Genomic DNA, 23951 nt, shown 5'->3' with positions numbered 1-23951 from the left:
CAAGCGATGCGGCGAATCGGGACGCGCATCCTCGCATGGCCGCCCCGGCGTGTCGGGGGATTGCGACGGTGCGGCCGGCCTGCTTTGATGCGCGGACATCGCCAAGGAGAGGCTCATGACCGTCGACACCCGTCCCGCCGACCTGCTGCGGGCGCTGCCCGCCGGCTCGATCCCCCGCCCGCCGGTCAAACCGCTTTATCTGCTGAGCCTGTGGCTGGTCACCGGTCTGTGCCTGGCGATGCCGCTGGTGTATCTGGGCACGATCGCCGGCGTCGCTTGGCTGGAGTACCGCTGGTACAGCGACTGGGTGCACGCCCTGCAGCCGGGCTTCCTCTGGGGCCGCGTCGTCGCCTGGACCTTGCCCGGTTTCGTCGGCGGCATCCTGCTGCTGTTCCTGCTCAAGCCCTTCGTGGCGCCGCGTCCGCGCGCGCGCGAGGAGATCGAACTGTCGCCGGCTGAGGATCCCGCCTTCGTCGAGGGCGTCCACGCGCTGTGCCGGGCGATCGGCACGCGCCCGCCGTCCTCGATCCGGCTCACCCATGCGGTCAACGCCTGGGTGCAGTTCGAACCCGGCCTGTGGGGCTTCCTGCGGGGCCATCGGCGGCTGACGATCGGCATGCCGCTGGTCGCGGGCCTGGAAGCCCGGCAGTTCGTCGGCGTGCTCGCCCACGAGTTCGGCCATTTCGCCCAGGGCGGCGGCATGCGCAGCTCGCACGTCATCAACCGCGTCAACGGCTGGCTGTGGTCGCGCGGCTACGAATGGGATGCGTGGGATGACCGCCTGCACGACTGGCGCAGCGACGCGGACAACGGCGCCTTCGCAGTCGCCGCATGGCTCGCCAGCGGGTGCCTGTGGCTGACCCGGATGCTGATGCGCGGCCTGTTCGCGGTCAGCTTCCGCATGAGCCGTCGACTGTCGCAGGAGATGGAATTCGACGCCGACCGCTACGAGGCCATCGTTTCGGGCAGCGACTGCTTCGCCACCACCGCGCTGCGCATGCGCGCCCTGATGCTGGCCTTCCACCGCGCCGACGCGCAGGGGGCGCATGTGTGGCAGCAGGGCCGCCTGGCGGCCGACCTGTCCGATGCGGTGATGGCATTTCTGCAGAAATTCAGCGCGCAGGACTGGGACGATCTGCGGCGCGCGCTGGACTCGGACGACACCACGCACTACTGGGCCACCCATCCGGCCGATGCTGCGCGCGTGGCCAATGCCGAAGCGTTCGGCGCCACCGGCCTGTTCCTGGAGGCGCGTCCGGCCCGCGACCTGTTCGCCGACTTCCCCGCGCTGTCGCGACGCGTGACCGCGCATTACTACCGCGGCATGGGTCTGACGTTCGGCGCGCGCAACCTCGTCGACACCGCGGCCGTCGTCGACATCGATGCCTTGCCCGAGGCCGATGCGCTGGCCTGGACGCGCTACACCGCCGGCATGCTCGTCGAGCCTGCGCGCCTGGAGCCGGACGATGCGACGCGGGCGCCCTATGCCGCGATGGCCTGGCAGCAGTGCGTCGACGAACTGCGTCGGATGCTGCCCGATGTCGCGCCGCTGTGGTCACGCAGACAGCGCGCGCGCCAGCGCCAGATCGAGGCCGCGCCGCGTGTCGCGTTGATCGATCTCGGCTTCGACGTCCCCATGCCCGACGGGTCCGCGGCGGACGCGGTCGCGCTGCGCACCGATTTCGCCGGCGGCGAGGCCGACAACACCCCCGACGCCCGCCTGCTCGAACGTCTGTCGGGCCTGTTCGCGAAACGGCTTGCGCACGCGATCGCGGTGATGCCGGACGTCGAGCGCGCCGAGGCCACGTCACGACTGGCCGCGCTGCAGGTTCTGCACGTGCACGCACGCCGTCTGCGCAGCCTGCATCTCGATGCGATGGCCTGCCTGCCGCTGTCGCGCGGCCTGCACGGCGACGAGCCGGCGCTGCGCGAATGGCTGCTGCGCACCGCCGCGCGCTATCGCACGGCCGTCGATGCGCTGATGGTGGCGCTCGATGCGCTGCCGCTCGACGACTCGCAGTCGATGGGACGACACCTGCGCGCGGGCTGCGGTCATCTCGCGGACGTCGACGACGGCCCGCTGTCCTACATGCGCGCGACGATGCCGCTACCGGAACTGCTCGACCGCCTGTACCGGCAGCAGCTGGCGCAGCTGGTCACGCAGGCCGATCTGCAGGAGCAACTGCACGGCATCCAGCCGATCCGGCTGGTGAATTTCGCGAAGACGCCGCCGGCCGCAGCACCGGCCTGAACATCGCCCCCGCCCCCGCCTGCGTCTGCGCAGGCGGGGGCGACCGTCCTCAGTCCGCCAGCGTCGCCGTGTCGATGACGAAGCGGTAGCGCACGTCGCCCTTGAGCATGCGCTCGTAGGCGGTGTTGATGTCGGCGATGCCGATGCGCTCGATGTCGGACACGATGCCGTGCTCGGCGCAGAAGTCGAGCATTTCCTGGGTCTCACGGATGCCGCCGATCAGCGAACCGGTCAGGCGACGGCGCTGCATGATCAGTGCGCCAGCGGCGACCGGGGCCGGCTGGTCGGGCACGCCGAGCAGGATCATCGTGCCGTCGACCTTCAGCAGCGACAGATAGGCGTTGTAGTCATGCGGCGCGGACACGCTGTCGACGATGAAGTCGAAGGTCTTGGCCAGCGTCTTGAAGGTGTCCGCGTCACGCGTCGCAGCGAAATCGTGCGCGCCGAGTTTCAGCGCGTCGTCGCGCTTGGATTCGGACGTGCTGAGCACGGTCACGCGCGCGCCCATCGCCACGGCGAACTTCACCGCCATATGACCGAGGCCGCCGAGGCCGACCACCGCGACTGCATCGCCGGCCTTGACGCCGAAGTGGCGCAGCGGCGAATACGTGGTGATGCCGGCGCACAGCAGCGGCGCGGCGGCGTCGAGCGGCAGCGACTCGGGCACGCGCAGCACGTAGTCCTGGTCGACGGTGATGCGGGTCGAGTAGCCGCCGTAGGTCGGGGCGCTGCCGTCGCGTTCCATCGCGTTGTAGGTGCCGGTCATGCCCTGCTCGCAGAACTGCTCCTCGCCCGCCTGACACTGCGCGCAGGACCGGCAGGAGTCGACGAAACAGCCGACACCAACCGCGTCGCCGACCTTGAACTTCGTGACGCCGGTGCCGACTTCGGCGACATGGCCGACGATCTCGTGGCCGGGGACCATCGGGAAGATCGAGCCGCCCCATTCGTCGCGGACCTGGTGCAGATCGGAATGGCAGACGCCGCAGAAGGCGATGTCGATCAGAACTTCGTTGGCGCGCGGGGCGCGGCGCTGGATCGTGGTCGGCGCCAGCGGCGTGGTGGCGTCGGCGGCAGCGTAGGCGGGGGTCTCGAACATGGCGGATGCCTCGTCATGGGCAGTCGGGGGGGCGTCCATTTTGCGCCCCGCTCCGCGCCGTCGGGATGGCGCCGGCGGAACAGCCCATACCGCCCGTGCGGTAATCTGCGCGCCTTCGTCCCACCTGCAGGTGCCCCATGCCGTCCTTCGATATCGTGTCCGAAGTCGACACCCACGAGCTGACCAATGCCGTCGACCAGGCCAACCGCGAACTGACCACGCGCTTCGACTTCAAGGGCGTCGAGGCCTCCTATGAACTCGACGGATCGACCATCAAGCAGTCGGCGCCGAGCGACTTCCAGGTGCAGCAGATGACCGAGATCCTGCGCCAGCGCCTGGCCGCGCGGAAGATCGACGTGAAGTGCCTGGAGTTCGGCGACATCGAGACCAACCTCGCCGGCGCACGGCAGACGGTCACCGTCAAGCAGGGCATCGAGCGCGATCTGGCGAAGAAGATCCAGAACACGCTGAAAGAGGCCAAGCTCAAGGTCGACAGCCAGATCAACGGCGACAAGCTGCGCGTGAACGGCAAGAAGCGCGACGATCTGCAGGCGGCGATGGCCCTGTTGCGTGGCGCGGATTTCGAACTGCCGCTGCAGTTCGACAACTTCCGCGACTGATCCGCATGTTCCCGAGCGCCGATCCGATCGCCGACACCCGCCTGTGGCTGGACCGCGCGGTGATCGGACTGAACCTGTGTCCGTTCGCGAAGGCCGTCGTGGTCAAGGACCAGGTGCGGTTCGTGCTCAGCGACGCGACGACGCCCGAGGCCTTGCTCGAAGCACTCGGCGAGGAACTGCTGCGCCTGCGCGATACGCCGGCCAGCGAGATCGACACGACGCTGATCGTGCATCCGCAGGTGCTGGGCGATTTCCTCGAGTACAACGACTTCCTCGACGAGGCCGACGGCCTGGTCGAGGCGCTGGAGCTCGATGGCGTGCTGCAGGTCGCGAGCTTCCATCCCGATTACCAGTTCGCCGGCACCGCATCCGACGAGATCGGCAACTTCACCAACCGCGCGCCGTATCCGACACTGCACCTGCTGCGCGAAGACAGCGTGGCGCGCGCGGTGGCGGCGTATCCCGAACCGGACAGCATCATCGACCGCAATCTCGCCACGCTCGAAACGCTGGGGCACGCCGGCTGGGCGCGATTGTTCACCGAAGCGAACTGAGGGCGGCAGGGCGCGCGACTGCGTTGCGTCCCCGGTTGCCGGCGCGATGGCGGATCAATGCGCCGGCGCGGTCTGCTCGGCGGGGTTCTGCAGTGCCCGCGGTTGTGGCGCCTGCTGTCGGTCCGCTTCGGATGCCTGCGCCGCGGCCTGATCGCGCGCAAAAAGTTGCGCCTGACCTTCAGCCAGCCATGCCTGCGCGCCCGGCGTTTCCATCAGTGCGGACGACGCCTGGTGTGCGGCCTCCGTATCGCCCTGTCTGACCGCCGAGAGCAGGCGCTCCAGTGCGGCGCCTGCACCCCCTGACAGCAGCGCGGACTGCGTCTGCAATGTCGGCGCTTCGGCCTTGCGCTCATGCGCGCGCAGCATGTCCCGTGCGGCCGCTTCCTGTTCGGCGACGTGGCGCTCCAGACTCGGCAGCACGGCCGACGCCATGCCGTGGCGAGCGACCGCTTCCGACAGCGCCGGTCTCGCCTCGCCTACCAGCTCGATCGCACCGGACCAGCTCTGGATGCCCCGCGATGTGCGCGGGTCTAAGCTGAGTGCACCGCCGACGATCACGCCGCTCAGGCCGCCGAGGCCTGCACCGGCAGTCGGTGCCTGCGCCGTCACCTGCGTGAGTTTCGCGCCTGCGACCTCGAAACCCGCAGCGAGCCGCTCGCCGACGTACACCAGCCGATCGCGCGCCTGGGTCCCGACCACGCCCGTCCCCGTCTGGACGCCGTCGGCGATGGTGCCGGCCATCTCGCGCCGGCCCTGCGCCGCGGCCCGCCCCTGTTCGATCGCGGCAGCGGCTTCGCGTCGGTTGCGGTCCAGCGCGGCATCGCCGCCCGTCTCGATGCCTTCCGCGCGCGCGTGCAGACCTTCGCGCCACGTGTCGGAGACCATGCCCGCGGCATCACCCATGGTGCGCAGGAGCGCGCCGCGGCCGTTCGCAGCAGTGGCCTGTGCCCAGCCCTGCGCGTGGTCGATGGCCGCCGCGCCCTGCGCGCCCACCATCCGCGCGTGTGCGGTGAATTCCCCCATCGCCCGTGTGCCCTGCGACACCACCACGCCGGCGCCTTGCCATGTTCTGTCGATATGCAGACCGGCGAGCGCCGTTCCGGTACGCGCGGCCTCGCCGGCGCCGACGAGTTCGTCGCCGATGACGCGCCCGCTGTCGGCAACGATCTGGCCTGCCTGCGCACCCGCGTTTGCACCGCGCGCGCCCATCGCCAGCACGGTCAGAAGTGGTCCGCCCAGCTGGTGCAGCTCGGCCACCGAGGCACGGTCTTCGCGCGCGACGAGCGTCTGCTCGTGATGCGTCATCGCCACCAGCGGTGGCATGCGTTTGCCTGCGGCCTCGGGCATGTCCCGGATCATGGACGCGGCTTCGCCGCGCTCGAGCGCTTCGAGCAGTGCGCGCACGGCGGGATGCGACGATTCGGGGATGCCCGGGAGCAGCCTGTGCTCGAGATAGTCACGGCCCGCCGGCGTGCTTTGCACAGCGGCTGCACTATTGGTGATCAGCATCGCCATCCGCTCGCGCTGCAGATCGCTCATGCCACGCACGTCCTGCTGCACGCCGTCGTTGAGGATTTCGCCATTCACCTGCCAGGCGGTGACGGTTTCGCTGGTGTCGAAGAGCTGCGCTCCCGGCTTGTCTTTCAGGAAGTTGGGCGCGGTGTCCGGATGCAGCCCTGCTGCGTTGAAGGTGACCGCGCGCATGCCTGTTACCGCCGATGCTGCCGAGGCCATCCCACCGCCCAGGCTGTGACCGGTGATCTCGAAATCGAGTCCTGCGCGCTTGAGCATTTCTGCCAACGCCATGGCGCGGGTGTAGTAGTCGGTTTCTAATCCGATCGACTGCGGCAGATTGTTGCCGACGAAATCCTCGAGAGATGTATCCCGCAGTTCGCCATTCTCGACGACATGGCCTCTCGACCCTTTGAAGGCGAGCGTCGGTCTGAAATCGGGTCCCAATACAGCGGGGTCCGGAACGTAGATCTCCGCCCGGAACCCGGATTCTTCGGGATGCAGCAAATCCAGGATTCGTCCATCGTCCAGTGGAAGCCCGGGAAGCACCTCGCGCAGCAGGCGAGGCGTTGCGCTGACGCGCAACCAGCCCGGCGGTGGATCGCCCGCACTCTGGGCCGCGTCGTAGCTGTCGTGAGACAGCCCAGCCATTTCCTGCGCGCGGTAGGTCGCCATGAGGCGATCCACATGGTTTGCTGCGCCACTCGATTCGCTGGAGCGCAACGCATCCAGCAGACGCTGGCGTTCCGCATGCTGCGTCGTCATGTTTCACCTCCGTCGTCGTCCCTGTCGGGAAGCGGAATCTGATCTTCGCTGTCTGGAAATCCGAACGTCGCCCGCATCTTCCGGAAGTGCTCCGGCATCGGCGGACGCTCGAAGCCATTCGCCAGCAACCAGCGCTGGCATTTGCGCTGCCATTCCGGGTCAGTCGGATTTCCCGGGTGCCAGAAGATTGCTTCGATGGCGTGCGAGTCGGCACGCTGCACCGGCTCGCTGAAGGAAAACTGCAATGAAGGGTCAGCGCCGCGCTCCAGCAACCAATGCGCCATTCGAAACCCGCCGAGACCGGTATAGGTTGTGAGGATCGTGCTGCCAGGCGACGCCTGCACATTGACGTCCGCACCTCGCTCCACAAGCAGTTGCACGTTCTGCCATTGGTTGCCCTGTACGAAAGCCTGGAACAGCAGCGCCTCGCGGTTCGAATTGCGTGTGTCCGGATCTCCGCCGTGTTCCAGCAGAATCTGCAGATAAATCGGGTCGTTCTGCCGGACCGCCCAGACCATCGCATTGTTGTGGCGGCGGGTGCCGCGATCCTTCGTCTCGTAGGTCTTGAAGACGTTCGGATCCGCACCGCTCTCCAGCATCGCGCGCAGCCCGTCGGGATTGCCGCGATAGATCGGCCACGCGAGCATCGGAATCCCGCCGTCGCGACCCCAGAACACGCCGTCGGGATCAACGCCTTCATCGCGCATCAGGCGACGGACCGCAGCCGCGTCGCCGCTGCCGGCCGCGACTGCCAGCGCCTGCAGTTTCGGATCTTCGAATACACGCGCGGCTGCGGTGCGTTCGCCCGTGGGGTCGGCCGGCGGCAAGGCCAGCACACAGCCGGACAAGGCGACGATCGACGCCACCAGGCTCAAGGCCCACCACCATTGCGTGCACAGGCTGCGCCACGGCGATCTGCGGGCGTGGCGACCTGACGGACCCATCGTGTCCATTCCGACCTCGGCGCTTCCATACGCGATCGAGGGTAACGCAGTCGCCGGAAGCGGCGCTGCCCGCACCGATGCAGGAAATTCCTGACCCGCGCGATGCGCCGGCTGACGGACTCGAACAGCGTCGCGATCAACACATAAAAATATGTTTATATAATGGCGATCCGCCCTGCCCGCGACACGCCCCATGCCGCACGACCACGACCACGATCACACCCACGCACACGGCCACAGCCACGCGCCTTCGGTCTCCGCCGCCAACGAACGCGTGGTGCTGACCGGCTTCGCGCTGACCGCGGGCTTCATGCTGGTCGAGGTCGTCGGAGGCGTGCTGTCGGGTTCGCTGGCGCTGATCGCCGATGCCGGTCACATGCTGACCGACGCCGCCGCGCTGCTGCTGGCCTGGGTGGGGTTCCGCATCGGGCGTCGCGCGTCCGATGCGCGGCGCACCTTCGGTTACATGCGCTTCGAAGTATTGGCCGGCCTGGTCAATGCGGTCACGCTGTTCGCGTTGGTGATCTGGATCGTGTGGGAGGCGATCCAGCGGCTGCGCAGTCCGGGCGAGGTGCTGGCCGGGCCGATGCTCGCGGTCGCGGTGGTCGGCCTGCTGGTCAACTGCCTGGTGTTCTGGATCCTGCATCGCGGCGACCAGTCGCACGTCAATATCAAGGGCGCGACGGTGCACGTGCTCGGCGATCTGCTCGGCTCGGTCGCGGCGATCATCGCGGCGCTGGTGATCCACTTCACCGGCTGGATGCCGATCGATCCGATCCTGTCGGTGCTGGTGTGCCTGCTGATCCTGCGCAGCGCCTGGGCGCTGCTGCGCAGCGCATTCGACATCCTGATGGAAGCCGTGCCGCCGGACATCGACATCGCCGTGCTGCAGGACCACGTGCGCGAGACCGTGCCGGGCGTTGCCGACATCGATCACGTGCACGTGTGGTCGATCACCTCGGGCAAGGTGCTGGCGACGCTGGAACTCACGCTGGCTGACGACGCGCAGCCGGCGCAGGTGGTGCCGGCGGTCAAACGCGCGCTCGCCGAGCGGTTCGCGATCGGCCACGCCACCGTCGAGGTCGTGCACGTGCCGCAGGCGCACTGCGCGCTGGAGCAGCGCCGGAAGCGCGATGCGCATGCGCACGAGCACGCACATCACCACGATCACGATCACGACCATGATCGCGACGATACGCACGCCCACCCCCACGCGCCGGACGCATCCGGGCCCGCGCGATGAGCGGCGTCGAAGATGCGCGGCTGGCACTCCTGGCCGAGACGTTCAAGCTGCTCGGTGATCCCACACGGCTGCGCGTGTTGCTGACCTGCCTCGACGGCCCGGTTGCCGTCGGCGACATCGCACGCCGCATCGGGGCCTCACAGCCGCTGGTCAGCCATCACCTGCGACTGCTGCGCGGCGCGCGGCTGGTGCGGGGCGAACGTCAGGCGCGCCAGGTGCTGTACGAGGCCGACGACGCACACGTGCGGGACATGCTGCTCGACATGCTCGACCACACCGGCGAGCACGCCTGACCGGATGCACGGGCGCGTTCACGCTGACGCAAGCCGCGCCGTCGACACTGGCCCGCATCACCTCCTGCCGAGCACCGCCCATGTCGATCCCGTCCCGAATCGCCGTCGCCCTGCTGCTGGTCGCGGGCGGCAGTTACGCGTGGTCGGCCAGTGCAGCCGATGACGCCTCCGCAGGCTTCAGCCGTTGCATGGACGCGGGCGGCGGCGTGACCGCGCGCATGCTCGACTGCATCGGCACCGAAACCAGACTGCAGGACGCGCGCCTCAATGCCGAATACCGGCGCACGCTGGCCGCGGTGTCGCCTGGCCAGCAGACGCGCCTGCGCGCGGCGCAACGCGTGTGGATCCAGTATCGCGATGCCAATTGCCGGTTCCGCGCCGATCCCGACGGCGGCACGCTCGCGTCCGTCGCCGCGGCGGAGTGCGTGCGCACGATGACCACCGAGCGCGCGAGCGAACTGGCGCAGTTGCGGCCGCAGACCTGAGTGTTGGGGCCGATGGGTGTCGCTGTCGCTCCGCCCATCCTGCGAAGCGCACATGACCTGACCGCAGGATGGGGCAAGCGACAGCGAAACCCATCGCATCGATCAGTCTGTTAGTTCCGCCGCCAACAGCCACGGCGCCAGCAATTCCCGCGCGTCGTCGAGCGATTCCACGATGCGATGCCCGAGCGCACGCACGGCATCGTCCGGCGCCAGCAGGTCCGGCACCTGCACCGCGGTCATGCCCGCGGCGAGCGCGGCGCGCACGCCGGTCGGCGAATCCTCCAGCACCAGACACTGCGCCGGCGCCACACCGAGGCGTTCGGCGGCGAGCAGATAGACATCTGGCGCCGGCTTGGGCTGCGCGACGTCGCTGCTGGTGCAGACCACGTCGAAGTAGCCCAGCAGACCTGCCGCTTCGAGTTTGCGCTGCGCCAGCGGCGACCGGGTCGAGGTCGCGACCGCGCGCGGCATGTCGTGCGCGACGAGCAGATCCAGCAACGCCACGATGCCCGGCCGGTGCGGCACGCCGCGCTCGGCAACCGCGACATAACGCGCATGTCCATCGGCGAGCAACGCATCGGCCGCCACGTCGCCGATCTCCGCGCCGAGGCGCGCACGGCACACGGCTTCGGTGTGGCCGATCAGGCACAGCCACCAGTCCGGATCGATGTCCGCACGCTGGTCCAGTGCAGCGGCGCGCAGCGATTCGAGGATCGCGCGCTCGCTGTCGAGCATCAGCCCGTCCATGTCGAAGATCACCGCCGCGGGCCGGAACGGCAGCGGCGCTTCCTCAGCCATCGGCGGTCATCAGCCGTGCGATGTCGGCGGCATCGAGCGCACGCCATGCGCCTTCCGGCAGGTCATCGAGCGCCAGACCGCCGACGCGGCTGCGATGCAGCGCGACGACGTGGTTGCCGACCGCGGCGAACATGCGCCGCACCTGGTGGTACCGGCCCTCGGTGATCGTCAGTCGTGCCTGCGTCGGCGACAGCACGTCGAGCACCGCGGGTTTGAGTGGGGTGTTGTCCGCTTCCAGCAGCATCGCGCCGCTGGCAAACAGCACGCCTTCGTTGCCGCGCAGGGGCTCGGCGAGCGTCGCCTCGTACACTTTCGGCAACGCGGCCTTCGGCGAGATGATCCGGTGCAGCAACTGGCCATCGTCAGTGAACAGCAGCAGGCCGCCGGTCTCGCGATCGAGGCGACCGACCGTCGACAGCACCGGCGATCGCAGCCGGAAACGCGGCGGCAACAGGTCGTAGACCAGACGCCCGGTGTCCTTGGTCGAACAGGTATAGCCGGGCGGCTTGTGCAGCAGCAGGGTCAGGCCCAGCGGCGGATCCAGCGCTTCGCCGTCGACGCGCACGTCGGCGTGGCCGACCTGGTCGTCGGCATACAGCACATCGCCTGCCGCATCGGTGACCCGGCCTTCGCGGAACATCCACGCAACCTGCTTGCGGCTGCCGTAGCCCAGGTTGGCGAGCAGTTTGACCAGCTTCATGCGCGGTGCCTCGCCGCAGTCGCGCGTGCGCGCACCGCGTGGATCACCTTGAATGCGCCGCTGGACGCGACCTCGTTGACCTCACTGAAACGCGCATCGAGTACCTCCTCGTACGGCAGATGCCGGTTGGCGACCAGCCACAACGCGCCGCCCGGCTTCAATGCGTCCGCGGCGGCGCCGATGAACGTGCGACCGATGTCGGGGCGGCCTTCGCGGCCGTGCGCATGGAATGGCGGATTGCTGACGATGAAGTCGTAGCCCGTCGGCACACCGGTGGTGACGTCGTGCCAGTGATAGGCCAGCGTTGCGCCCGCGCCGAGTGCATCCAGATTCCGGCGCGCCAGCGTCAGCGCGCGGCCTTCGGCTTCGAAGACGTCCAGCGCGGTAATGCCCTTGCAACGCTGCAGCAGTTCGGCCGACAGGTACCCGTAGCCGGCGCCCAGATCGGCGCCGCGCCCGGCCAGCGTGGTCGGCAGGTGCGAGGCCAGCAGCGCGGATGCGGGATCGATGCGGTCCCAGGCGAACACGCCCGGGCGGCTCTGGAAACGGCCGCCGAGCACGGCGCGTGGACGGTCCAGCGTGGCCCAGGTCTCGACCAGTGCGGTGTCGACGGTGTCGCCAGCCTGTGCCCAGAACACGCGGCATTTGTGCTTCGACAGCGCGCCGATGTTGCCGGCGAGACGGGCGAGATCGTCCTGCGCGGACTTCGCGCCCTCGTCGTTGGACACGCTGGCCAGCACCCAGCCGCCCGGCGTCACGGCCTGCAGCGCGCGCGCCAGCACCGCGCGCGATTCGTCACGCTGACGCGGTGGCAGCACCAGCACCAGCGGTCTGCGCGGCAATGCGACATCCCCGTCGTCACCGGGCAACACCTCGAGGCCGGCGCGCTGCAGGGCCACATGCAGCGGCTTGAGGCTCTGTTCGCAGACCAGACCCGGCCAGCGGCCACCGGTCGTCGGCACGCCCGGACGCGCGCGCAGGAACAGCGCACCCGCGTCGGGCCAGGCGAGCTGACGCTGTTCGAGCGGCAGGAACAGGGCGTCGAGGGCGGGATCGGACATGAAGAGGCGGAGACGGGACGGCCGTCGATTCTACCGGTCGCGCCACCGCGCCCGCGGAACAGTCGACCGCAATCGCCCGCGCCACGCCATCCGAACGCGAGGTTGATCCGCCGCGAACATGCGCGCCCGCACGATGACCTGACCGCATTCTCCCGAGGAGACCACGATGCCCATCCACGCCCTGTTCGTCGGCGGCACCATCGACAACAGCGAACTCGACCTCGACGGCGCCGAGCCGCCGGCCCGCTACCCGCCCGATTCCGGCAGCGGGCAGTCGCGCTACCACCTGCACGCGGTGGGACGCCGCGATGACGAGATCGTCTACGCGGTCTATGGCGGGCCGGACATCGCGCATGACGACGTGCAGCGCGTCAGCGAGGAGCGCGAGTACGCACGGCGGTTCGAGGCCCACGAGACGATCGTGGGCTGAGTTCGAAGCGCGTCCCGCGTCATTGCTGGGCGCGCGTGACCGTCACTCCTGCAACGCGCGCAGCGTCACCGACGGCGGCGCATCCAGCACCCTGCGCGTCGCCCACAAGCCGGCGAGTAGCGTCATCAGCACGCCGATACCGCCGCCGGCCGCGGCCAGCGCCCAGTTCGGTGTCCATGGCAGATCGAACACCCGCACCGCGATCACGCCGGCCAGTACCGAGGCCGCGATCGACGCGACGAGGCCGGCCAGCAGACCGATCGCCGCGAATTCCGAGGCCTGCGCCAGACGCAGCTGCGCCCGCTTGCCACCGAGCACGCGCATCACGCCGCCTTCGAGCAGGCGCTCGTCCTGGCTGGCACTGACCGCCGCCAGCAGCACCAGCACGCCGGCGGCGAGCGAGAACCAGAACACCACCTGCACCACCGTCGACACCTGGTCGGCAGTGCTGCGCACCTGGGTCAGCACCGCGTCGATGTCGACCACCGACAGGTTCGGGAACCGCTGCACCAGATCGGCGGTGAAGCGCGGCTTGTCGCTCGGCACCCGGACCGCGGTGATGTGGCTCGCCGGATACGCGTCCAGCGCCCCGGGTGAGGCGACGACGAAGAAGTTTGGCCGGAAGCTTTCCCATTCGATGCTGCGGAAGCTGGTGATCGGCGCTTCGAACCGCTGGCCGGCGATGTCGAAAACGATGCGGTCACCGAGCTGCCAGCCCAGATCCTTCGCGAAGCCTTCCTCGACCGAGATCTCCGGTGTCGCCGGCGCGGTCTCGCCCCAGAATGTGCCGGCGGTGACCCGATTGTCGTCGCGCAGATCGCTCTGCATCGACAGGTTGAACTCGCGCTCGGCGCGACGTTGCGCCTGACGGTCCTGCGCCTCGTCGCCGCTGCGCCCGGCATAGTCTTCGCCGCGCACCGGCTCACCGTTCCGCTCGACCAGACGCGCGCGGATCATCGGGAACAGCACCGGCGCATCGACGCCCTGATCGGCGATGAAGGCGCGCACGGGATCGAGCTGGTCAGGCTGCACGTTGATGATGAAGCGGTTCGGCGCGTCCTGGCCGATCGCGAGCTGCCAGCGGTCGAGCAGATCGGTGCGCACGAAGGTCAGCAGCAGCAGCGCCATCAGGCCGAGGCCGAGCGCGGTGACCTGGGCGACGCTGGTGCCCGCGCGCCGGCTCACATTGGCGAGGCCGTAGCGCAAGCTGCCGCGCAGCCGCGTGCGCAACGCACGCACCAGCAGGATCAGACCCCAGGCCAACAGCGCCAGTACGGCGAACGTCGCCGCGATGCCCGCGAGCATCGCGCCACCGAGCGTTGCAGAACCGGCCTTCCACCACAGCAGCGCGGCGAGGCCGACGAAGCCGGCACCGCCAACCAGCCAGGCGCTCGGCTCGAACCCACCGAGATCACGCCGCAGCACGCGCAGCGCCGGCACGCGGCGCAGTGCGAGCACCGGTGGCGCGCCGAACGCCATCAGCACGACGAGGCCGACGCCGTAGCCCTGCAGCGCCGGCATCAGCCCGGCCGACGGAATCGACAGGCCCAGCAGCGATTCCAGCCAGCGCCCGATGCCCCACTGCAGACCGAAGGCGATGACGACGCCCAGCGTGCAGGCGATCACGCCGAGCAGCAACAGTTCGCCGACGTGGATGCCGACCAGCGTGCGCTGCTGCGCGCCCATGCAGCGCATCACCGCGACGGAGGTCAGATGCCGCGCCGAATGCTGGCGTGCGGCCATCGCCACGGCGACCGCGGCGAGGATCACCGACACCAGCGCGGCGAGACCGAGGAAGCGACCGGCGCGATCAAGCGAGGAGCGCACTTCCGGACGCGCATCGCCGATGGTTTCCACGCGCTGGCCGCGGCCGAGATTCGCGCGCGCGGCGGTGGCGAAGCCGTCGACCGCGTTCGCATCACCGGCGATCACCAGGCGATAGCGGATGCGGCTGCCGGGCTGGATCAGCCCCGTCGCTTCGAGGTCGGACAGGTGCAGGAAGACCTTCGGCGCGACGTTGAAGTAGTCGATCGACGCATCCGGTTCCTGCAGCACCAGCGCGGTCAGGCGGAAGCTGCGGTCGCCGAGAAACACCGTGTCGCCGACCGACGCGCCCAGCGTGTCGGCGCCTGCGCGGCTCATCCATGCGGTGCCGGGCTCGGGCACGGCCTCGGCATCGCGTTCGACGCCATCGCCGCCGGCGATGCGGAAACTGCCGCGCAACGGAAAGCCGTCACCGAGCGCGCGCACGTCGCCCAATTGCAGGGTTGCGGTGTCGCCCGCGCCGACGCGGATCATGCTGTCGAGTTCGATCGTGTCGACGGCCTCGAGTCCCCCGGCGGTGGACGCCTCACGGATCGCACCGTCGATCGGCGCGTCGCCGCGCACCACCGCATCGCCGCCAAGCAGACGGTTGGCTTCGATCGCCAGCGCGCGTTCGGCGCGATCAGTGACGAAGCCGACCGCGGTCACCGCGACGACGGCGAGCACCAGCGCGGCGAACAGGATGCGGATGTCGCCGGCCTTGAAATCGCGGCGCAGCTGGCGCCACGCGAGCGCGGCGGTCCTCATGCGGTCATCGCCTCGTCGGCGACGAGACGGCCACTGTCGATGCGCAGGCGGCGCTTGCAGCGCTGCGCCAGGTGATCGTCATGGGTGACCAGCACCAGGGTGGTGCCGGCGTCGGCATTGAGCGCGAACAGCAGTTCGATGATCGACTGCCCGGTCGCGGTGTCGAGGTTGCCGGTGGGTTCGTCGGCGAACAGCAGCGACGGCCGGGTCACGAATGCGCGCGCCAGTGCCACGCGCTGCTGCTCGCCGCCGGAAAGCTGGCGCGGGTAATGGCCGAGGCGCTCGGCGAGGCCCACGCGCGCGAGCACGTCACGCGCCGGCGCTTCGACCTCGCGATCGCCGCGCAGCTCCAGCGGCAGCATCACGTTCTCCAGCGCGGTCAGCGACGGCAGCAGCTGGAAGCTCTGGAACACGAAGCCGACCTTCTCGCCGCGCACCCTCGCGCGGCCGTCCTCGTCGAGCGTCGAGATCGGCGCGCCGTCGAGCACCACGGCACCGGTGCTCGGCGTATCCAGACCGGCGAGCAGCGACAGCAGCGTGCTCTTGCCCGAACCCGAGGCGCCGACGATCGCCACGGTGTCGCCGTGGCCGATGCGGAACGCGACGTCCTGCAGGATGGTCAGCTCGCCCGACGGCAGCTCGACCCGCTTGCCCAGCGCCGTCACGTCGAGTGCATGACCGGCGCGTGCGGTTTCATCTTGCGTGGGGGTGCCGTCGTGCATAGATATCCTTCGATGTTTCGAACCAGCGCCGCGCGCGTCGCCAAGCAGCGGCGTCGCCGGACCGACCGGAGATGTGGGAATGACTGAGGGACCTGCGGCCGCGCGCCGCCCGATGCAAGCGCGGTGGATGCGCTGGATGATGGCGTGCCTGCTGGCCCTGCCCGTTCTAGCACAGGCGCAGTCGGCGTCGCCTGCAGCGCCGCCCGCCGGCGACGCGAAGACCCTTCTGGTCATGGGTGATTCACTCTCCGCGGGCTACGGCATGTCCGCTGGCGAAGGCTGGGTGTCGCTGCTGCAGCAGCGCCTGCAGCGCGAGGCGCCTGGCTGGCGCGTGGTCAACGCGAGCATCTCCGGCGAGACCAGTGCGGGTGGCGCGTCGCGGATCGCGGCGACGGTGGTCCGCGAGCAGCCCGACATCGTGATCATCGCGCTCGGCGCCAACGACGGCCTGCGCGGCCTGCCGCTGGCCGATGCGCGGCGCAATCTCGCGCGGATGATCGGGGCATCCCAGCACGTGGGCGCCAAGGTCCTGCTGGTCGGCATGCGCATGCCGCCGAATCTGGGCGCCGACTACACCCGCGGCTTCGAGGCCAACTACCGTCTGCTGGCGAAGACCTTCGACACCGCCCTGCTGCCGTTCCTGCTCGAGCCGATCGCCAGCGATCGCGCGAATTTCCAGGACGACAACCTGCACCCGACCGCGGCGGTGCAGGGGCAACTGCTCGACCACGTGTGGCCCGCGCTGCAGCCGCTGCTGGACTGAACGGGCAGGTGCCGCAGGCGGCTCGCGACGCCGCAAATGTAAGGATCGCGTGATGCATCCAGTGGGCCTCCGGTGCGCGTAGAGAGAGGTGAATCCGTCGCATCGTGCGGCGGGTCACCTCACCGTCTCCGGACGACTTTGAGAGAAACCACCATGAAGCGCACCCTGCTCGCCACGATGCTGCTCGCCTCGATCGCTGCCCTCACTGCATGCCAGAAGGACGCCGCCACCGATTCCACCGCCGCCACGACGCCGCCGCCTGCCGAAGCGCCGGTCACCGCACCGCCGGTCGCCACCGCCACGGATCCGGCGATGTCTGCCGAAGCCGATGCCACCGCGCAGACCGACAACCCGATGGTCGGCGGCGCGCCGATGTTCGCCGACCGCGACATCGTCACCAATGCCGCGACGTCCAAGGACCACACGACGCTGGTCGCCGCGGTGCAGGCCGCCGGTCTCGCCGACACGCTGAAGGGCCCGGGTCCGTTCACCGTGTTCGCGCCGACCAACGCCGCGTTCGAAAAGCTGCCGGCCGGCGCCGTCGACGGCCTGCTGAAGCCGGAGATGAAGTCCGACCTGACCAAGGTGCTGACCTACCACGTGGTACCCGGCAACGTCGATGCGGCGGCGCTGGTCCAGCAGATCCAGGCCGGTGGCGGCAGCGCCAAGCTCAAGACCGTGGAAGGCGCCGAGCTGACTGCGAAACTCGACGGCGACACCGTCACGCTGACCGATGCCAAGGGCGACGTGGCCCGCGTGACCACGGCCGACGTGCGTCAGAGCAATGGCGTGATCCACGTGATCGACACGGTGCTGATGCCGTAACGGCGGACGCACGGAGTGCGAAACGGGCGTTCCGTTTCGCAGCCATGGAAAAGGCGGCCTTCGGGCCGCCTTTTTTTTCTGCGCGATCGGTGTGGCTTATCGGGAGGGTGCGGCCGTCCCGTCCGCCGCACGCAGCAGTGGATACGGATTGACGGGCGTCCCGGTCCACCACTGTTTTTCAGGCGTCAGCCGGAAGATCGCGAAATGCAGATGCGGCGCGGCAGGATCGGCATTGCCGGTGCTGCCGACCGTGCCCAGCACATCGCCGCGCTTCACCGTCGCACCTTCCGCGAGGCCCGGCGCGTAGGCCTGCAGATGCGCGTAGTAGTACGAAAACTGTCCGCTGGGCTCGAACTGGTAGATCGTCAATCCACCGCGATCGCTGGTGAAGAGTTTCTCGATCGTACCGTCGGCGACCGCGAGCACCGGCATACCGGCCGGCGCCATGATGTCGAGCGCTTCGTGCTGGCGCTCGCTGCCACGCGCATCGCCGAACGTGTCGTGGATGTCGGTGATCGCGATGCCCTGTACCGGCAGCAAGAGACCTTCGGGCGTCTCTGCATCGACGACGGGTGCAACGGTGAGATGCGTTTTCGGCTGACTTGGCGGCGGCGTCGCGGCCGGCGCGTCGATCACCGCCGCAGTCGCCGGTGGAGACGCAACCCGGTCCGCCACATCGCTCTGACCCGTCTGCGCAGGCGGCGCTTCCACCGCGTCATCCACCCGGCTCACGCCCCGCTCGAACAGCGGTCCGCCCTGCCAGAAGAACCACGCGACATTGGCCAGCAGCAGCACCGCAATCAACGCGATCCAGGTTCCCGGCCGTTTCATGGCTTACTCCTCGAGCAGCGCAACCGTGCCCGGCTTGACCACCTCGGCGACGCGACGCGCGCTCCAGTTGGTCATGCGGATGCAGCCGTGCGACTGGGTCTTGCCGATGTTCTGCGGCTCGGGCGTGCCGTGGATGCCGTAATGCGGCTTCGACAGGTCGATCCACACCGTCCCGACCGGATTGTTCGGACCGGCCGGCAACGCGGCCTTCGCGTGCGAAGGATCGGCATCCCAGAACAGGTCCGGGTTGTAGTGGAAGGTCGGATCCATCGCGACGCCTTCGATCTTCCACTCGCCGATCGGCAGTGGATCGCGCTCGGTGCCGGTGGACGCGGGGAACTGCGCGTAGACCTTGCCGCCGGCATCGACCAGACGCACGACGGAATCCGACTTGCTCACGACCACGCGCGCAGGCTCGGCCAGCGGCGCGGCCTCGGCGACGTTCGGCACGACGATGCGCGTGCCGGCCTTGAAGTCGCTGCCGGGATTGAGCCGGCGCAGCAGCGCGGGCGACGCATGGAAGCGTTCGCCGAGTGCTTCGACGACGTTCTCGAACCCCAGGGCGTCCTGCTTCGACTGCGCCATCATGTCGTCGGGCACCGCGACGAACGGGCCGGCGACATCTTCGGCCGTCAGCGTATGCGCGAGCAGCGCGGGCGCAGCGTCGCCGGTCAATGCATCCCAGGTGCGCGCATCGAGTTCGCCGGTCGCCTCGATGCCGCGAAAGCGCTGGAACGCGGCAATCGCACGTGTGGTGTTGGTACCGCCGCGTGCGTCGATCTCGCCCGGCGAGAAATGCACACGATCGAGCAGCACCTGGGTGCGCAGCATCGCCGCATCGCCGGCGTCCATGTCCGCTGCGTTGACCGACTCGGCGGTCAGCGCCGAGGACGCTTCGGCGCTCTGCGCCGTGTCATCGCGTGCGGGCGCGTCCCGCGCGAATGCGGGCGCGGCGACCAGCAGCATGGCGAATGCGCAGACAGGTGCGCGGGCAGTGCGGATCCAGTGGGCGGGCATGGCGTCGTTCCTTGGGCTCGAGACGCCGCATCCTCACGGCGCGCGCGCGCCAGCCGCGTGAAGCCCCACCCAAAGCGTTCAGCGCGCCGGGCAGCGCAGCAGCTTCGAGTCGCGCCGCCACGTCGGATCGTTGGCGTAGGCGAACAGCAGCTGGCCGCCCTTGAGATCGTCGATCACCGCCTGCGCCACTTCGTCGCGCACCGCAGGACACCCCCAGCTGCGGCCGAGCCGGCCCTGCCGACGCGCTTGCACGGGATCCACGTAATCGGCGCCGTGCATGACGATCAGCCGCTCGCGCGCACGCCCGTTGATGCCGGGTTCGAGTCCGTCCATGCGCAGCGAATAGCCGTTCTGTCCGGTGTAGGTCTCGGCCGTCGCGAACAGGCCCAGGCTCGACTGGTAACTGCCCTCGACGTCGGAGAACTCGGTCGGTACGTTGTCGCCGCTGCCGCGTCCATGCGCGACATGCTCGGCATGCAACAGGCGCCCGGTCTGCACGTCGAAGATCCACATGCGCACGTCGGTCGACGGACGCGAGTAGTCGATCACCGCCAGCCGGCGTCCGACCTCGTGATCGCGCGCCGCACACGCGCGCGCATCGAGCGCGAGCGACAGCACGTTGCGATCGAGCGCAGGCGCGGCGGCGGACAGGGTTTCGAGCGTGGCGTCGGCAGCCTGCACGGCGGAGCAAGCCAGCAGGCCGACCAACCAGATTGGAGTGAGACGACGTGCGTACATGGTCGGAGCCTAACGCGCCGACCCCGCGCGGTGCGTCAACACGCGCCTTCCGCTGCTTCCCGATATTCGACCGCTCATCGGCTCGCGGGATTATTTTCCGATTAACCTTGCACGGCCGATAAAGTCGATGTATCGTGCGCGCCGATCCTTCAAACCGGAACGTTCTCCAACGGACCTCCCATGAAAACCGCACGCGCACACACCCTCATGCTTCGCCACCCGCGCTTCCAGCGCGCAGCGGAAGCGTGCGCGAAGCCTGCACTGCAGGCCGGACTGGACCGTATTCCCGACTGATCTCCACGTCCATGGAGATCGGCCACCCCGATCTCCGAGGCACGCGAACGCCCTCGGACACACAGCCGGGGGCGTTTTTCGTTTGCGCGTTCGCAAAAGCGAGCTCAATGAATCCGCAGGACCGACATTATCTTCCCGAGGCATCCGGAATCCAGGTTCCGATTATGGGAATCCAGCTGCGAGGCGTTCGCCAGTAAATGGCGTGGAACGCTGTGCCCCGATGCCGGGCACGGGCGGCGGACAAGTTCGGTCCTGCGTCAGGAATCGATGTCGTATGGCATCGATCGGCACATCGACGACCACGGGCCAGCGGTATGGATTGCAGTCCATCCGGTGCGCACGGCTCTGCCGCGGCGTATGCCGGCGCGTGCGAGGCGATGGACCGGAAGCGGGCGATAGCTCAGAGGGAGAGCAGCGGCGCAAGCCGAAGGTCACCGGTTCGAATCCGGTTCGTCCACCACTGGATAGCTCAGAGGGAGAGCATCGGTCTAGTCAACCGGGTGTCGCGGGTTCGACTCCCGCTCCAAGCACCATGACCTGTCACGTCATGACATCGGAACGCGAGTTCCACACCAGGACACGGTCTGCGCGGCGTGCGGTCCTCGACACGCTTCGGCGTGTCGCCATGCCGGGACCACCGCAGCAGACCCGTCGCCGGGCCCGCGTCCTCGAGGCGCGCGGACCGGTTCGCAACGCACGCAACCGCACTCCGTCGCGGCGCAGGCGTCCGGACCGTGTCTCCGCGCCGGGAGCACGCACGCTCCGCGACGGCGCTGCCAGGGCCGTGTCCACCTTCTTCGCGGAGTTCGCTCCGCTCCATCGCGCGCATCCGGTGCGATGTGCACGAATGGCCGTCGCGGGATCCGATCCACCGCGGCGGCACCACTCGACGGATCGGACCACCAGCGCCAAGAAAACAAGGAGAGAGTGCCGTGACCATACACAGCATGTTCTGGACCAGGCGGGTCGTAATCGGTGACGGCGAGCGCGGCCTGGTGTATCGCAACCGTCAGTTCGAGCGTGTGCTCGGACCCGGCATACATCGCATGTTCGATCCCCTCAAGCGGATCGAAGTGCGCACGTTCGACATTGCAGCGCCGGAGTATGCCGGTCACGACGTCGACGCGTTGATCGCCCGATTGGGGCCGGCGCTGCACGCGGACTTCGTGCAGGCCGACATCGGTGCCGACGAAGTCGGTCTGGTGTCCAAGCGCGGAAAACTGGAAGACGTGCTGCCGCCCGGTTCGCGCCGCCTGTACTGGCGCGGTCTGGTCGAGATCGCCGTCGAGCGCGTGTCGCTCGCCGACGGCCTCGCCGTGCGCGCGGACGTCATGCGCCGCCTGCGCCAGCTCGGCTCACTGTCGAAGGTCGCGGTCGTGCTGGACGTGCCGGCGGAATCGGCCGGCCTGGTGTTCGTGGACGGCCAACTGCTCGACACGCTGGGCCCGGGCGCCTACGCCTTCTGGAACTTCCAGAAGAACGTGACCGCCGAGGTGATCGAGCTGCGCGTGCAGTCGGTGGAAGTGTCGGGCCAGGAACTTCTCACGCGCGACAGGGTGTCGTTGCGCGTGAACCTCGCCGCCAGCATGCGCGTGACCGACCCGGTCGCCGCGCGCACGAAGGTGGCGAAGTTCGGCGAGCACCTGTATCGCGAGCTGCAGTACGGCCTGCGCAAGGTGGTCGCGTCGAGGACGCTCGACGAACTGCTCGGCGACAAGGCCTCGCTCGATGCCGACATCTTCGCGTACGTGCGCGGCCAGGTCGGCGGACTCGGCGTCGAAGTGCTCGGCGTAGGCGTCAAGGACGTGATCCTGCCGGGTGAGATGAAGGAGATCCTCAACGGCGTCGTGCAGGCGGAGAAGGCGGCCCAGGCCAACGTGATCCGCCGTCGCGAGGAGGCGAACGCCACGCGTTCCCTGCTCAACACCGCGAAGCTCGTGGAGGAGAGCCCGACGCTCATGCGACTCAAGGAGCTCGAGGCGCTGGAGAAGGTCACCGAGAAGATCGACAAGCTCACCGTGTTCGGCGGCCTGGACGGCGTGCTGAAGCAACTGGTGACGATGAAGTAGTTCACCCCGCGCGGCGCACGGACGCGTCGCGCGGATTTCGATGGAACGAGAAGGAAAGAAGCATGAACACGCGATACGAGTTTCTGCATGCCGAGGGTGCTACGCCGATCAAGGGCTGGGTGCGCGGCGTGCCGCTGGAAGACCGGGCGCACGACCAGCTGCGCAACATCGCATCGATCCCGTTCGTGGGGCCTTGGGTCGCGGTGATGCCGGACGTGCATCTCGGCAAGGGCGCGACCGTGGGTTCGGTGATACCGACCCGCGGCGCGATCATTCCGGCCGCGGTAGGGGTCGACATCGGCTGCGGCATGGCCGCGGTGCGGACCACGCTGCGCGCGAACGACCTGCCCGACAGCCTCGCGCAGATCCGCGCGGGCATCGAGCGTTCGGTGCCGGTCGGCAACGGCCGTGGTGGCGAGCACTGGAAACTGCCCGACGGCATCGCCACGCGCATCGCGCAGTCGGGGCTGGTGGAGCGGCTCGACGTGATCAAGCAGAAGCACCGCAAGGTGCGCACCGACAAGCTGGGCTGCCAGACCGGCACGCTCGGCGGCGGCAACCATTTCATCGAGCTGTGCCTCGACGAAACGGACGCCGTCTGGGTGATGCTGCACTCGGGATCGCGCGGCACCGGCAATCTGATCGGCACCTACTTCATCGAGCAGGCGCGCCAGCAGTTGGCGCATCGCGTCCTGGGTTTCCATCTGCCCGACAGGGACCTCGCGTTCTTCATGGAAGGCGAGCCGCTGTTCGACGACTACGTGGAAGCCGTTTCCTGGGCGCAGGACTACGCCCGCGAGAACCGCGAGGTCATGATGGCGCGGGTGCTCGCCGAACTGCGCCACCGTCTGCCGAAGTTCCAGCTCGAGAAGATGGCGGTGAACTGCCACCACAACTACGTCGAGAAAGAGACCCACGCGGGCCAGGATCTGTACGTGACCCGCAAGGGCGCGGTGAGCGCGAAGGCCGGCGAGCTCGGCATCATTCCCGGCAGCATGGGCGCGAAGAGCTTCATCGTGCGCGGGCTCGGCAACGCGGACAGCTTCCACAGCTGCAGCCACGGGGCCGGCCGTGCCATGAGTCGCACCGCGGCGCGCCAGCAGATCACGCTGGCGCAGCACCGGGAGGCGACCGCGCACGTCGAATGCCGAAAGGATGCGGCAGTGGTCGACGAATCACCGGCTGCCTACAAGGACATCGAGGCGGTCATGGCCGCGCAGTCCGACCTGGTGGAAATCGTGCACACGCTTCGGCAGGTCGTGTGTGTGAAGGGCTGATACGGCACGCGATGTCGCGCCAGGGCCGCTCCGGTTGGAGCGGCCCTTTTTTTTGCGGGTGCGTCGGCGCCGCACGGCCGCGCTTGACA

Annotated in this window: 22 protein-coding genes and 1 tRNA gene; 12 read left to right on the top strand and 11 right to left on the bottom strand. The window is 68.8% G+C overall.

All coding sequences use genetic code 11. The features are described from left to right. The first annotated feature begins 115 nt into the window (after nucleotides 1-115). Nucleotides 116-2251 (top strand): M48 family metallopeptidase, encoded by a 2136-nt coding sequence (locus V3391_RS09200; RefSeq protein WP_332078129.1) that lies wholly within the window; start codon nucleotides 116-118, stop codon nucleotides 2249-2251. Between the two features lie 49 nt (nucleotides 2252-2300). Here V3391_RS09200 and V3391_RS09195 read toward each other — a convergent pair whose 3' ends face one another. Continuing rightward, nucleotides 2301-3350 (bottom strand): NAD(P)-dependent alcohol dehydrogenase, encoded by a 1050-nt coding sequence (locus V3391_RS09195; RefSeq protein WP_332078128.1) that lies wholly within the window; start codon nucleotides 3348-3350, stop codon nucleotides 2301-2303. A 137-nt stretch (nucleotides 3351-3487) separates the two neighbouring features. Between V3391_RS09195 and V3391_RS09190 the strand changes: the two genes are divergently transcribed. Both V3391_RS09190 and V3391_RS09185 read left to right on the top strand, forming a co-directional pair. Beyond that, nucleotides 3488-3970, top strand: a complete 483-nt coding sequence (locus tag V3391_RS09190) for a YajQ family cyclic di-GMP-binding protein (protein WP_332078127.1) — start codon at nucleotides 3488-3490, stop codon at nucleotides 3968-3970. Between the two features lie 5 nt (nucleotides 3971-3975). Beyond that, the gene (locus V3391_RS09185; RefSeq protein ID WP_425497231.1) at nucleotides 3976-4524 is read left to right on the top strand and encodes a DUF1415 domain-containing protein; all 549 of its coding nucleotides are present in this window, start codon (nucleotides 3976-3978) and stop codon (nucleotides 4522-4524) included. Between the two features lie 54 nt (nucleotides 4525-4578). Here V3391_RS09185 and V3391_RS09180 read toward each other — a convergent pair whose 3' ends face one another. After that, nucleotides 4579-6801, bottom strand: coding sequence for a Tle-like phospholipase domain-containing protein (locus tag V3391_RS09180; RefSeq protein ID WP_332078126.1), 2223 nt, complete (start codon nucleotides 6799-6801; stop codon nucleotides 4579-4581). Further along, nucleotides 6798-7754, bottom strand: a complete 957-nt coding sequence (locus V3391_RS09175; RefSeq protein ID WP_332078125.1) for an ankyrin repeat domain-containing protein — start codon at nucleotides 7752-7754, stop codon at nucleotides 6798-6800. Before V3391_RS09175 ends, V3391_RS09180 begins: the two co-directional genes overlap by 4 nt. A gap of 184 nt (nucleotides 7755-7938) precedes the next feature. Between V3391_RS09175 and V3391_RS09170 the strand changes: the two genes are divergently transcribed. The 3 genes from V3391_RS09170 to V3391_RS09160 all read left to right on the top strand — a co-directional run bounded on the left by V3391_RS09170 (nucleotide 7939) and on the right by V3391_RS09160 (nucleotide 9766). Next, nucleotides 7939-8988 (top strand): cation diffusion facilitator family transporter, encoded by a 1050-nt coding sequence (locus V3391_RS09170; protein WP_332078124.1) that lies wholly within the window; start codon nucleotides 7939-7941, stop codon nucleotides 8986-8988. Beyond that, nucleotides 8985-9281, top strand: coding sequence for an ArsR/SmtB family transcription factor (locus V3391_RS09165; RefSeq protein ID WP_332078123.1), 297 nt, complete (start codon nucleotides 8985-8987; stop codon nucleotides 9279-9281). Before V3391_RS09170 ends, V3391_RS09165 begins: the two co-directional genes overlap by 4 nt. A gap of 80 nt (nucleotides 9282-9361) precedes the next feature. After that, a complete protein-coding gene (locus V3391_RS09160) occupies nucleotides 9362-9766 on the top strand; it encodes a lysozyme inhibitor LprI family protein (RefSeq protein WP_332078122.1) in 405 nt (134 codons plus the stop codon). A 102-nt stretch (nucleotides 9767-9868) separates the two neighbouring features. Here the strand turns inward: V3391_RS09160 and V3391_RS09155 are convergent, their stop codons facing one another. The 3 genes from V3391_RS09155 to V3391_RS09145 are packed head-to-tail and all read right to left on the bottom strand — an operon-like array spanning nucleotide 9869 to nucleotide 12325. After that, nucleotides 9869-10564 carry an HAD family hydrolase gene (locus tag V3391_RS09155; RefSeq protein ID WP_332078121.1) on the bottom strand — a complete coding sequence of 232 codons (696 nt, stop codon included), beginning with the start codon at nucleotides 10562-10564 and terminating at the stop codon, nucleotides 9869-9871. Next, nucleotides 10557-11264, bottom strand: coding sequence for a pseudouridine synthase (locus V3391_RS09150; RefSeq protein WP_332078120.1), 708 nt, complete (start codon nucleotides 11262-11264; stop codon nucleotides 10557-10559). Before V3391_RS09150 ends, V3391_RS09155 begins: the two co-directional genes overlap by 8 nt. Then, a complete protein-coding gene (locus V3391_RS09145; protein WP_332078119.1) occupies nucleotides 11261-12325 on the bottom strand; it encodes a class I SAM-dependent methyltransferase in 1065 nt (354 codons plus the stop codon). The genes V3391_RS09150 and V3391_RS09145 overlap by 4 nt, the downstream gene beginning before the upstream one ends. 172 nt (nucleotides 12326-12497) lie before the next feature. Between V3391_RS09145 and V3391_RS09140 the strand changes: the two genes are divergently transcribed. Beyond that, a complete protein-coding gene (locus tag V3391_RS09140; RefSeq protein ID WP_332078721.1) occupies nucleotides 12498-12755 on the top strand; it encodes a hypothetical protein in 258 nt (85 codons plus the stop codon). Nucleotides 12756-12797: 42 nt separating this feature from the next. On the opposite strand, the gene V3391_RS09135 is transcribed toward V3391_RS09140, so the two are convergent. Together V3391_RS09135 and V3391_RS09130 are read right to left on the bottom strand one after the other, a co-directional pair. Further along, the gene (locus V3391_RS09135) at nucleotides 12798-15326 is read right to left on the bottom strand and encodes an ABC transporter permease (RefSeq protein WP_332078118.1); all 2529 of its coding nucleotides are present in this window, start codon (nucleotides 15324-15326) and stop codon (nucleotides 12798-12800) included. Next, the gene (locus V3391_RS09130) at nucleotides 15323-16048 is read right to left on the bottom strand and encodes an ABC transporter ATP-binding protein (protein WP_332078117.1); all 726 of its coding nucleotides are present in this window, start codon (nucleotides 16046-16048) and stop codon (nucleotides 15323-15325) included. The genes V3391_RS09135 and V3391_RS09130 overlap by 4 nt, the downstream gene beginning before the upstream one ends. Nucleotides 16049-16127: 79 nt before the next feature. Between V3391_RS09130 and V3391_RS09125 the strand changes: the two genes are divergently transcribed. Beyond that, a complete protein-coding gene (locus V3391_RS09125; protein WP_332078116.1) occupies nucleotides 16128-16811 on the top strand; it encodes an arylesterase in 684 nt (227 codons plus the stop codon). A gap of 312 nt (nucleotides 16812-17123) precedes the next feature. Continuing rightward, the gene (locus V3391_RS09120) at nucleotides 17124-17636 is read left to right on the top strand and encodes a fasciclin domain-containing protein (RefSeq protein ID WP_332078720.1); all 513 of its coding nucleotides are present in this window, start codon (nucleotides 17124-17126) and stop codon (nucleotides 17634-17636) included. A gap of 96 nt (nucleotides 17637-17732) precedes the next feature. On the opposite strand, the gene V3391_RS09115 is transcribed toward V3391_RS09120, so the two are convergent. The 3 genes from V3391_RS09115 to V3391_RS09105 all read right to left on the bottom strand — a co-directional run bounded on the left by V3391_RS09115 (nucleotide 17733) and on the right by V3391_RS09105 (nucleotide 20222). Then, entirely contained in the window at nucleotides 17733-18467 is a 735-nt protein-coding gene (locus tag V3391_RS09115) for a M23 family metallopeptidase (protein WP_332078115.1), read from the bottom strand. A gap of 3 nt (nucleotides 18468-18470) precedes the next feature. Further along, on the bottom strand, nucleotides 18471-19484 hold the full coding sequence (locus tag V3391_RS09110; protein WP_425497230.1) for a L,D-transpeptidase family protein: 1014 nt from the start codon (nucleotides 19482-19484) through the stop codon (nucleotides 18471-18473). Nucleotides 19485-19562: 78 nt separating this feature from the next. Beyond that, a complete protein-coding gene (locus V3391_RS09105) occupies nucleotides 19563-20222 on the bottom strand; it encodes a murein L,D-transpeptidase catalytic domain family protein (RefSeq protein ID WP_332078114.1) in 660 nt (219 codons plus the stop codon). Nucleotides 20223-20906: 684 nt separating this feature from the next. Between V3391_RS09105 and V3391_RS09100 the strand changes: the two genes are divergently transcribed. The 3 genes from V3391_RS09100 (at nucleotide 20907) to V3391_RS09090 (ending at nucleotide 23862) form a co-directional block, all read left to right on the top strand. Continuing rightward, a tRNA-OTHER gene (locus tag V3391_RS09100) sits at nucleotides 20907-20976 on the top strand. A 487-nt stretch (nucleotides 20977-21463) separates the two neighbouring features. Then, the gene (locus V3391_RS09095; RefSeq protein ID WP_332078718.1) at nucleotides 21464-22585 is read left to right on the top strand and encodes a slipin family protein; all 1122 of its coding nucleotides are present in this window, start codon (nucleotides 21464-21466) and stop codon (nucleotides 22583-22585) included. 62 nt (nucleotides 22586-22647) lie between these two features. Further along, nucleotides 22648-23862, top strand: a complete 1215-nt coding sequence (locus V3391_RS09090; RefSeq protein WP_332078113.1) for an RtcB family protein — start codon at nucleotides 22648-22650, stop codon at nucleotides 23860-23862. Nucleotides 23863-23951: the final 89 nt, after the last annotated feature.

The organism is Luteimonas flava (assembly GCF_036584485.1).
Classification (GTDB): domain Bacteria; phylum Pseudomonadota; class Gammaproteobacteria; order Xanthomonadales; family Xanthomonadaceae; genus Luteimonas; species Luteimonas flava.
The sequence above is the reverse complement of the archived record's forward strand: the minus strand, read 5'-3'. Positions and strand labels throughout refer to the sequence as shown.

Bases quoted from the DNA above. Each gene is read 5' to 3' on its own strand.
- V3391_RS09200 (WP_332078129.1), top strand. From the start codon at position 116: ATGACCGTCGACACCCGTCCCGCCGACCTGCTGCGGGCGCTGCCCGCC.
- V3391_RS09110 (WP_425497230.1), bottom strand. From the start codon at position 19,484: ATGCCCGCCCACTGGATCCGCACTGCCCGCGCACCTGTCTGCGCATTC.
- V3391_RS09095 (WP_332078718.1), top strand. From the start codon at position 21,464: ATGTTCTGGACCAGGCGGGTCGTAATCGGTGACGGCGAGCGCGGCCTG.
- V3391_RS09130 (WP_332078117.1), bottom strand. From the start codon at position 16,048: ATGCACGACGGCACCCCCACGCAAGATGAAACCGCACGCGCCGGTCAT.
- V3391_RS09145 (WP_332078119.1), bottom strand. From the start codon at position 12,325: ATGTCCGATCCCGCCCTCGACGCCCTGTTCCTGCCGCTCGAACAGCGT.
- V3391_RS09120 (WP_332078720.1), top strand. From the start codon at position 17,124: ATGTCTGCCGAAGCCGATGCCACCGCGCAGACCGACAACCCGATGGTC.
- V3391_RS09160 (WP_332078122.1), top strand. From the start codon at position 9,362: ATGTCGATCCCGTCCCGAATCGCCGTCGCCCTGCTGCTGGTCGCGGGC.
- V3391_RS09135 (WP_332078118.1), bottom strand. From the start codon at position 15,326: ATGAGGACCGCCGCGCTCGCGTGGCGCCAGCTGCGCCGCGATTTCAAG.
- V3391_RS09175 (WP_332078125.1), bottom strand. From the start codon at position 7,754: ATGGACACGATGGGTCCGTCAGGTCGCCACGCCCGCAGATCGCCGTGG.
- V3391_RS09170 (WP_332078124.1), top strand. From the start codon at position 7,939: ATGCCGCACGACCACGACCACGATCACACCCACGCACACGGCCACAGC.
- V3391_RS09155 (WP_332078121.1), bottom strand. From the start codon at position 10,564: ATGGCTGAGGAAGCGCCGCTGCCGTTCCGGCCCGCGGCGGTGATCTTC.
- V3391_RS09090 (WP_332078113.1), top strand. From the start codon at position 22,648: ATGAACACGCGATACGAGTTTCTGCATGCCGAGGGTGCTACGCCGATC.
- V3391_RS09115 (WP_332078115.1), bottom strand. From the start codon at position 18,467: ATGAAACGGCCGGGAACCTGGATCGCGTTGATTGCGGTGCTGCTGCTG.
- V3391_RS09165 (WP_332078123.1), top strand. From the start codon at position 8,985: ATGAGCGGCGTCGAAGATGCGCGGCTGGCACTCCTGGCCGAGACGTTC.
- V3391_RS09195 (WP_332078128.1), bottom strand. From the start codon at position 3,350: ATGTTCGAGACCCCCGCCTACGCTGCCGCCGACGCCACCACGCCGCTG.
- V3391_RS09105 (WP_332078114.1), bottom strand. From the start codon at position 20,222: ATGTACGCACGTCGTCTCACTCCAATCTGGTTGGTCGGCCTGCTGGCT.
- V3391_RS09125 (WP_332078116.1), top strand. From the start codon at position 16,128: ATGACTGAGGGACCTGCGGCCGCGCGCCGCCCGATGCAAGCGCGGTGG.
- V3391_RS09190 (WP_332078127.1), top strand. From the start codon at position 3,488: ATGCCGTCCTTCGATATCGTGTCCGAAGTCGACACCCACGAGCTGACC.
- V3391_RS09150 (WP_332078120.1), bottom strand. From the start codon at position 11,264: ATGAAGCTGGTCAAACTGCTCGCCAACCTGGGCTACGGCAGCCGCAAG.
- V3391_RS09180 (WP_332078126.1), bottom strand. From the start codon at position 6,801: ATGACGACGCAGCATGCGGAACGCCAGCGTCTGCTGGATGCGTTGCGC.
- V3391_RS09185 (WP_425497231.1), top strand. From the start codon at position 3,976: ATGTTCCCGAGCGCCGATCCGATCGCCGACACCCGCCTGTGGCTGGAC.